We start from the raw sequence: 7,967 nt of genomic DNA on the forward strand, positions 1-7,967 counted from the left end.
CCATGACAATAACTCTTCAACAACTAATCGCGCTATTGCCGCTGTTGATCGTCGGGTTGACGGTAGTGGTTGTGATGCTGTGCATTGCGTGGCGACGCAACCATTTTGTCAACGCGACGATGACGGTCATCGGCCTGAATATTGCGCTGCTCTCTCTTTGGTTCGTCGGCCAGGCAGGGCCAATGGACGTGACGCCGCTGCTGCGGGTGGACGGGTTCTCGATGTTGTATACCGGGCTGGTGCTATTGGCCAGCCTGGCCACCAGTACCTTTGCCTATCCGTGGCTGGAAGGCTACAGCGACAACCGCGATGAGTTTTACCTGCTGGTGCTGATCGCCGCGTTGGGCGGCATTCTGCTGGCCAGCGCCAATCACCTGGCGGCGATGTTTATCGGCATTGAGCTGATCTCGCTGCCGCTGTTCGGCCTGATTGGCTACGCTTACCGCCAGAAACGCTCGCTGGAAGCCAGCATCAAATATACTCTGCTGTCCGCGGCGGCCTCGTCATTCCTGCTGTTCGGCATGGCGCTGGTGTACGCCGAGTCCGGCAGCCTGAGTTTCGCCAGCCTGGGGCTCAACCTGAGCGACCACCAGATCCATAAACCGCTGCTGTTGGCCGGGCTCGGCATGATGGTGGTCGGACTGAGTTTTAAGCTTTCGCTGGTGCCGTTTCACCTGTGGACGCCGGATGTCTATCAGGGCGCGCCGGCGCCGGTCTCCACCTTCCTCGCCACCGCCAGCAAGATCGCTATTTTCGGCGTGGTGATGCGTCTGTTCCTGTCCGCGCCGATGACCGACAGCGAATCGATGCGTTTGGTGCTGAGCGTGATCGCCTTCGCTTCCATTTTGTTCGGCAACCTGATGGCGCTGGTGCAGACCAATATCAAACGCCTGCTCGGCTACTCGTCGATAGCGCACCTGGGCTATCTGCTGGTGGCGCTGATCGCGGCGCGCACTCATCAACTGGCGCTGGAAACCGTCGGCGTCTACCTGGCCGGCTATCTGTTCAGCAGCCTGGGGGCGTTTGGCGTGGTCAGCCTGATGTCCAGCCCTTACCGCGGGCCGGATGCCGATTCGCTGTTTTCCTATCGCGGGCTGTTCTGGCATAAACCGATTCTGTCGGCGGTGATGACGGTGATGATGCTTTCTCTGGCCGGCATCCCGATGACGCTGGGCTTCTTCGGTAAGTTCTACGTGCTGGCCGTCGGGGTAAACGCCAGCCTGTGGTGGCTGACCGGCGCGGTAGTGGTGGGCAGCGCCATCGGCCTGTATTACTATCTGCGCGTGATGGTCAGCCTGTATCTGAGTGCGCCGAAAGCGCTGCGGAGGGATACGCCGGGGAACTGGGCGCTGACCGCCGGCGGCGTAGTGGTGCTGATTTCCGCCATTATGGTGCTGATTCTCGGCGTTTTCCCGCAGCCGTTGATTTCGCTGGTGCAACTGGCCCGGCCGCTGATGTAACGGACTACGGCGCGTTATCTTTTCGCACCCTGTGAGCGCCATGCTGACAGGGTGTTTTTTTTCAGCTCGCCGCCGGCGCGGCCGGTCGAATTCAGTCAACGCTGAAAGGCAAAGTCTTTGCCATTCGCGCCCGCAGGGATGACTGCGCCTCCTCGCCCGCCCGGCAAGAGCAACGCGCTTTGCTGATTCGCGCTGAAGTCGGGATGAAAAGTTTGATATTATCGCTGACAAGGAAAATAGCGGGATATATAAAACAATGAACAAAGTCGGATTGTATATGGCGATCATGCTGCTGTATGGCGTTATTGGTTATTTACTCTACTTCCCGGCCGCGCAGATCTATTTTAGCGGCAGCCAGCTGATTATTTCCGATATCAGAACGGCGTTCGTGTCGCAATTCCAGACCGCATTGCTCTTCGCTTTATCTGGCGCGGCGATTTTTTACTGTTCGGGAGGGGGGCGTCGACGGCTTCTCTCGCTGCGCGGGGCGGTTTTATGCGTATCCGCTCTGGCGTTTAATTTCGCGTGGCTTTTTCTCGTTCTGCTGGCGAAAAGGGTGATTATCGATACGCCGCCGCCCATCCCGGGTATCGCCATTTCCATCGAATATTTTGGATTGATGGCGCCGCAGCTCATCGCCACGGGGTTAACCTGTTTGTGCCTGTTTTTTATTAGTAAAAAAGGTGCCCGGTGGTGATAAATCATAGTTGCCGGTCCGGCAGACCCGGCGACGCTATTTGTTCCGGGTATAAGAACTTTGGCCCGGCGGAGACGAGAGCGCAGGTTTTCGCCGCTGCGGCTTGTTGACCGTCTGAGACCGCTCGCCAGCAGGAGCATTACCATTGTGCTTTATCATCCTGCGATGGTTATGGGGCCTTTAGCGGCGGAAAGCGTTGCTGATAATTGGTAAGCGTCGGCGCGGTGCGGGAAGCAAGCAATAAAGAAAGACCAGAGACGGCGTGCGTGGAGACGTCCCCTCTGAACGAGCATTCAGAGAGGACGGGTCGATCAGAACCCGGCGTCGATATCCACGATATCAATCAGCTTGTGGTTAACGAATTCTTTGATGCCCAGCCCAATCAGCTCGCGGCCGTAGCCTGAACGGCGTACGCCGCCGAAGGGCAGATCGGCCTTCACCATGGTCGGATGGTTAACATAGACCATACCGGTCGAAATTTTTCTGGCTACTTCGGCGCCGCGTTTCGTATCGCGGGTAAAGACCGAACCGCCCAGACCGAATGGCGAGTCGTTGGCGATACGGATGGCGTCCTCTTCGTCTTTCGCCCGGAACAGCATGGAGACCGGACCAAAAAATTCCATGTAATAGGCTGGATTGTTTTCCGTCACGTTGGTCAGAATCGTCGGCTGAACAAACGCGCCCTGTTCCGGCACTTTAGGGCCGACTTCGGTCGCGGTGGCGCCGTGCTGTACCGCCAGCTTAATTTGCTCCTTCACTTCGTCCGCGGCCTTTTGCGACGACATCGGCGCCAGCGTGGTGCTGCTGAGCAACGGATCGCCGGTGCGCAGGGCCGCCACGCCTTCCTGATATTGCGCCAGGAAATCGTCATACACGTCGTCGACGATAATCATACGTTTGGAAGATACGCAGACCTGGCCGCTGTTCCAGTGGCGGCCGAAAACCGCCCATTTAACCGTTTTTTCCAGTTCGGCATCGGCCAGCACAACGAACGCGTCCGCGCCGCCCAGCTCCAGGGTGGATTTCTTCAGCGCTTTCGCCGCCTGCTGAGCCACCAGCGCGCCGGCGCCTTCGGAACCGGTCAGAGCGACGCCGTGGACGCGCGGATCGTTAAGGATCTGCTCAATCTGAGAGCGGGTGGCGTACAGGTTTTTAAAGGCGCCGGCCGGCAGACCGGCTTTCTGCATGATCTCTTCAAACGCCGCGGCGCACTGCGGCACGTTGGATGCGTGTTTCAGCAAAATGGTGTTGCCGGCAGAGAGTTGCGGCGCAATGATGCGGGCAATCTGGTAGTAGGGGAAGTTCCACGGCTCGATGGCGAGGATAATGCCGAGCGGGTCGTGAACGACGACCGCATCGCCTTCCGCCGGGTCTGCTACGCTCAGTTTTTCCGGCGCCAGCAAGGTTTCGGCTTTATCGGCGTAGTACTCAAAAATACGGGCGGAGAGTTCGACTTCCGCTTTTGCTTCGGTCAGCAGTTTGCCCATTTCCAGGGTGAGCAGGCGCGCATAGCGATCGCTGTCGGCGCGCAGTACCGCCGCGGCCTTCTGCATAATTTGTCGGCGCTCGTCGAAGCGGGTCTGTCGCCAGTCAAGAAAAGCCTGATGCGCATGTTCAATGGCTGCGCCAACTTCGACATCCGTGGCTTCAGGGAATGTTTTCAACAGTTCCCCGGTGTAGGGATTGCGAGTCTCATATGCCATAAGTAAATCAGTCTCCTTCGTTACGGAATGAATGCTGCCGTCAAACGGCCAGCTGTTGTTATTTTTATGCGGTATGTCCGCCGTTCGTTACCTGACAATATACAGATTAACATCACCGTATCAGAATAAAGTCAGAGAGCGATCACGATGTGCCATAAATGTTAAAGATTCTGCATCTTTGTGTGTCATTAATCTATCATGATGAATCGCAGGAATAAAATCCAGGCTATTTACTCACATCGACAAAACTATGTGAAATACATGATCGGTATTACATTTTTATGTATAGCGTTCACATGTGGCGCTGCGCGGCATTCGCCATCGGCCGTTTCCGCTCCGGCGTCGGCGTTGGCGCGGCGGAAAATCGGTAAGCGCGCCGCGACTTTCGGAATGATCTGTGCGCTAAATACGGGTGAACGACAGGAAGTTGTCTATAGTTACCTGACACGGTTTTTTTGTTGCACATGGAGAATCCTATGCCGACAACCAGAACACAGCCGGATGACGTCCGGATTAATGAAGACTTAAAACTTTTGTCTGAGACGCTGGAAGATGTGTTGAAGTTCTCCGGCGACCGCGCCGATGAGGCGTGGATCGAGATCAGGAAAAACGCCGAGCAGGCGTTGGCCGATGTAAAAGAACGGCTGGGTACGGCTTCAGAGAGTTATTATCAGCGCGCCAAAGACGCGGCCTGCCAGGCCGACGGCTATGTGCGCGACAACCCCTGGCACGGCGTCGGCATCGGCGCTACTGTCGGGCTGGTGCTTGGGCTGTTGCTGGCCCGGCATTAATTTCGCGTTAAGCTGTCCCGTACGGGCGCGGCCATCCTTTTGCCGCGTCCGCGCCTCGCTGCGACGGTTCCGTGCCTCGCCGCGCGGTTAAACGCGGTAGCGATAAATATTCTGGTCGTAGACGCGTGCGCCGATGCGTTCTGCCTGCGGCGCGCGTTCGCTAAAAGTAAAGCCCAGTCTCTGAGCCAGTCGATTGCTGCGCGGATTTTCCACCGAACAGCGAATGACGAAGCGGGTCAGTCCGCCGGACCGGCGCCAGTTGTCGATCAACGTATTAACCGCCATGAACGCGATCCCTTTCCCTTCCGCGGCGGAACTGATCCAGTAACCAATCACGCCTTCTCCGTCGATCAGAGTATTGAAAGAAACCACGCCGACCAGTTCTTCATCCCAGAAGATCAGATACATCGCGCTTTGCCCGCGGCTAAATGCCTGACGGTTCTGTTCTATCGTGGTCAGGCTGTCGCTCACCTGGGTGACCGAGTCGGGCCACGGCATGGTATGGCGCAGCCGCGCTTTTTCCCGTTGGATCAACGTAAACAAGGGGCCGGCATCCTGCATTTGCGGAACGCAAAGCCGTAAATGCGGCGGGTTATACAATTCAGTTAGCGGTTGCATGATTAATCCTCCTGATGGTTATTCCCTGCTCCAAGAATAACGATTATGTCTATGAGGTTAAATTGATTTTTACCGGCTTACGTAGTACCGTCGCAACATACGATATTAACTCTTATATCTTTCAGATTATGGGTGTCCCGGCTTTCCTTATTCCCTTGTGGCCGCGTTCGCGTTTGTTCGCTTACCGCTCTCCGGCAGCCTGAAATCTTTTGGGTATTCAATCAATTCGGTGAGCCATGCCAATCATTCAGTCGGTTGAACGCGCATTGCGCATTTTGGATCTTTTTGACGAACACGCGACCGAACTTAAAATTACCGACATCAGTACCATGATGGGGTTGCATAAAAGCACCTTACACTCTTTATTAAAAACGCTGCAGGTGCAGGGATATATCGATCAGAACCCGGATAATGGTAAATACCGCCTGGGGCTGAAGCTGGTCGAACGCGGGAATTTTGTCGTTAACTCCATGGATATACGCCAGCAGGCTAAAAACCATCTGCTGGATTTATCGATAAAAACCGGGCAGACCACCCACCTGGCGATCCTGGACGGTCGCGAAGGCGTTTATATCGATAAAGTGGAAGGCAAGATGGCCATCATCTCCTATTCGCGCATCGGGCGACGTCTGCCGGTTCATGCCACCGCGATCGGCAAGGTATTGCTGGCCTTTCTGACAAAAGAGCAGATGGCCGGTATTCTGCGGGATTATAACTATAGCGTGCAAACGCCGCATACCCTGACTTCGGAGAGCCAGCTGCTGGATGCGCTGGTCGGCGTGCGCGACAAGGGCTACGCTATCGACAGGGAGGAGAACGAGCAGGGGGTGCAGTGCGTCGCCGTGCCCATTCGCAACCATAACGGCGAGGTGATCGCCGCGCTGAGTATATCCACGTTGACCTCGCGCGTGGACGAGCGCCAGCTCCGCGACTACATTGCATTACTGACCCAGGCCGGGCGCGAGCTGTCGGAAAAACTGGGGTATGCCTCGCCGTCGTGACGCCGTTCGGGCGGATGCCTGCCGGCGGCGCTTTGGGCGTCTCCGGCCGGCAGGGCGTGCGGCGCGCTTACAGCATCGTATTCAATAGCAGGATAAAACATAAACCGGCGACGGAGACGATGGTGGACAGTAAGGTCCAGGTGCAGAACGTCTCCTTCATGGTCAGGCCGAAGTACTCCTTGATCATCCAGAATCCGGCGTCATTGACGTGAGAGGCAATGGCGCTGCCGGCGCCGGTGGCGAGAGTGACCAGCGCCAGATTGACGTCGTGTTGTCCCAGCGTAGGGATAACCAGTCCGGCGGTGGATATCGCCGCCACGGTGGCCGAACCGAGCGAGATGCGCAGGATGGCGGCCACGCCCCAGGCGAGAATAATCGGGGAGGCGTTAGTGCCGGCGAACAGGTCGGCGACATAGTCACCGACGCCGCCGTCGATCAACACCTGTTTGAAGGCGCCGCCGCCGCCGATGATCAGCAGCATCATCCCGATGCTGGCGACGGCAGAGGAGCAGGAACCCATCAGTTCTTTCACCGCGATCTTGCGCGCCAGCCCCATGGTATAGATGGCGAACAGCAGTGAAATCAACATGGCGACCGAGGCATTGCCCGCCAGCTGGATCGCGGACAGCAGCGTATTGTCGGCCCAGCGCAGTTCCTGCTGCAGCATTGATATCACGGTGGCGATGGACATCAGAATGACCGGCAGCATGGCGGTCAGCACGCTGATTTTGAAGCCGGGCGTCTCATCCAGATCGAACTTTTTCTGTTCGCCGAGCGATTCGATATTGCCGGTTTTATTAAACCCTTCCGGCACAATCTTTTTCGCCAGCTTATTGAATACCGGTCCGGCCAGAATCATGGTTGGAATCCCGACGGCGATACCATAGAGCAGTACGGCGCCGATATCGGCGCCGTATTCGCCGGCGATCAACGTCGGACCGGGATGGGGCGGCAGAAAGCCGTGGGTCACCAGCAGCGCGGACGCCATCGGCACGCCGAGGTGCAGGATGGAAACGCGCAGCTGCTTAGCGATGGAAAAGACGATGGGGATCAGCAGCACCAGTCCGACTTCGAAAAACAGGGCAATCCCGACGATAAAGGACGCGATAACCACTGCCCACTGGATATTCTTCTCGCCAAATTTATTGATCAGCGTGATCGCGATGCGCTGCGCGCCGCCGGCGTCGGCAATCAACCGGCCCAACATGGCGCCGATGCCGAATATCAGCGCGATATGGCCTAAGGTCCCGCCTAATCCGCTTTCAATGGATTTAACGATACGATCGAGGGGAATGCCCAACGCCAGCGCCACGCAGAACGACACGATAATCAGCGAAACAAAGGTATTGAGCTTTAGCGACATAATCAGTATGAGTAAAAAAATAATACCCATGGCTACAATAAGTAACGGCATAATAGGGTCTCCAGATATTTAACATCTGTATTTGTGTTTTTAATGTTATTTAAATAAAAAATTATCTGTTGGTCGGATTTAATTGTGTATTATGTTCTGACTGTAATCAGATCTAAGTCCTCGTTATTTTTTTATTCCGGGTGAATAACATATTTTTTCAGGCTTCAGGCTTCAGGCTTCAGGCTTCAGGCTTCAGGCTTCAGGCTTCAGGCTTCAGGCTTCAGGCTTCAGGCTTCAGGCTTCAGGCTTCAGGCTTCAGGCTTCAGGCTTCAGGCTTCAGGCT

The 7,967-nt window shown here is 56.1% G+C and carries 7 protein-coding genes; 4 read left to right on the forward strand and 3 right to left on the reverse strand.

Annotation, left to right across the window (positions count from 1 at the left end; translation table 11 throughout):
* The first annotated feature begins 2 nt into the window (after window positions 1–2).
* Both nuoN and FJU30_RS20495 read left to right on the forward strand, forming a co-directional pair.
* Window positions 3–1,460 (forward strand): NADH-quinone oxidoreductase subunit NuoN, encoded by a 1,458-nt coding sequence (gene nuoN, locus FJU30_RS20490; protein WP_150436827.1) that lies wholly within the window; start codon window positions 3–5, stop codon window positions 1,458–1,460.
* A gap of 256 nt (window positions 1,461–1,716) precedes the next feature.
* The gene (locus tag FJU30_RS20495; RefSeq protein ID WP_150436828.1) at window positions 1,717–2,157 is read left to right on the forward strand and encodes a hypothetical protein; all 441 of its coding nucleotides are present in this window, start codon (window positions 1,717–1,719) and stop codon (window positions 2,155–2,157) included.
* Between the two features lie 311 nt (window positions 2,158–2,468).
* On the opposite strand, the gene FJU30_RS20500 is transcribed toward FJU30_RS20495, so the two are convergent.
* Entirely contained in the window at window positions 2,469–3,860 is a 1,392-nt protein-coding gene (locus tag FJU30_RS20500; protein WP_150436829.1) for an NAD-dependent succinate-semialdehyde dehydrogenase, read from the reverse strand.
* Window positions 3,861–4,336: 476 nt separating this feature from the next.
* On the opposite strand from FJU30_RS20500, the gene elaB reads away from it, so the two are divergent.
* Window positions 4,337–4,651: a stress response protein ElaB gene (elaB, locus tag FJU30_RS20505; protein ID WP_150436830.1), complete on the forward strand. Its 315-nt coding sequence runs from the start codon at window positions 4,337–4,339 to the stop codon at window positions 4,649–4,651.
* A gap of 87 nt (window positions 4,652–4,738) precedes the next feature.
* On the opposite strand, the gene FJU30_RS20510 is transcribed toward elaB, so the two are convergent.
* Entirely contained in the window at window positions 4,739–5,269 is a 531-nt protein-coding gene (locus tag FJU30_RS20510) for a GNAT family N-acetyltransferase (protein WP_150436831.1), read from the reverse strand.
* A gap of 236 nt (window positions 5,270–5,505) precedes the next feature.
* Between FJU30_RS20510 and FJU30_RS20515 the strand changes: the two genes are divergently transcribed.
* Complete coding sequence (locus FJU30_RS20515) at window positions 5,506–6,270, forward strand: IclR family transcriptional regulator (RefSeq protein ID WP_150436832.1); 765 nt, start codon at window positions 5,506–5,508, stop codon at window positions 6,268–6,270.
* A gap of 67 nt (window positions 6,271–6,337) precedes the next feature.
* Here the strand turns inward: FJU30_RS20515 and FJU30_RS20520 are convergent, their stop codons facing one another.
* Entirely contained in the window at window positions 6,338–7,684 is a 1,347-nt protein-coding gene (locus FJU30_RS20520) for a GntP family permease (RefSeq protein ID WP_150436833.1), read from the reverse strand.
* Between the last annotated feature and the right edge of the window lie 283 nt (window positions 7,685–7,967).

Source organism: Affinibrenneria salicis (assembly GCF_008710095.1).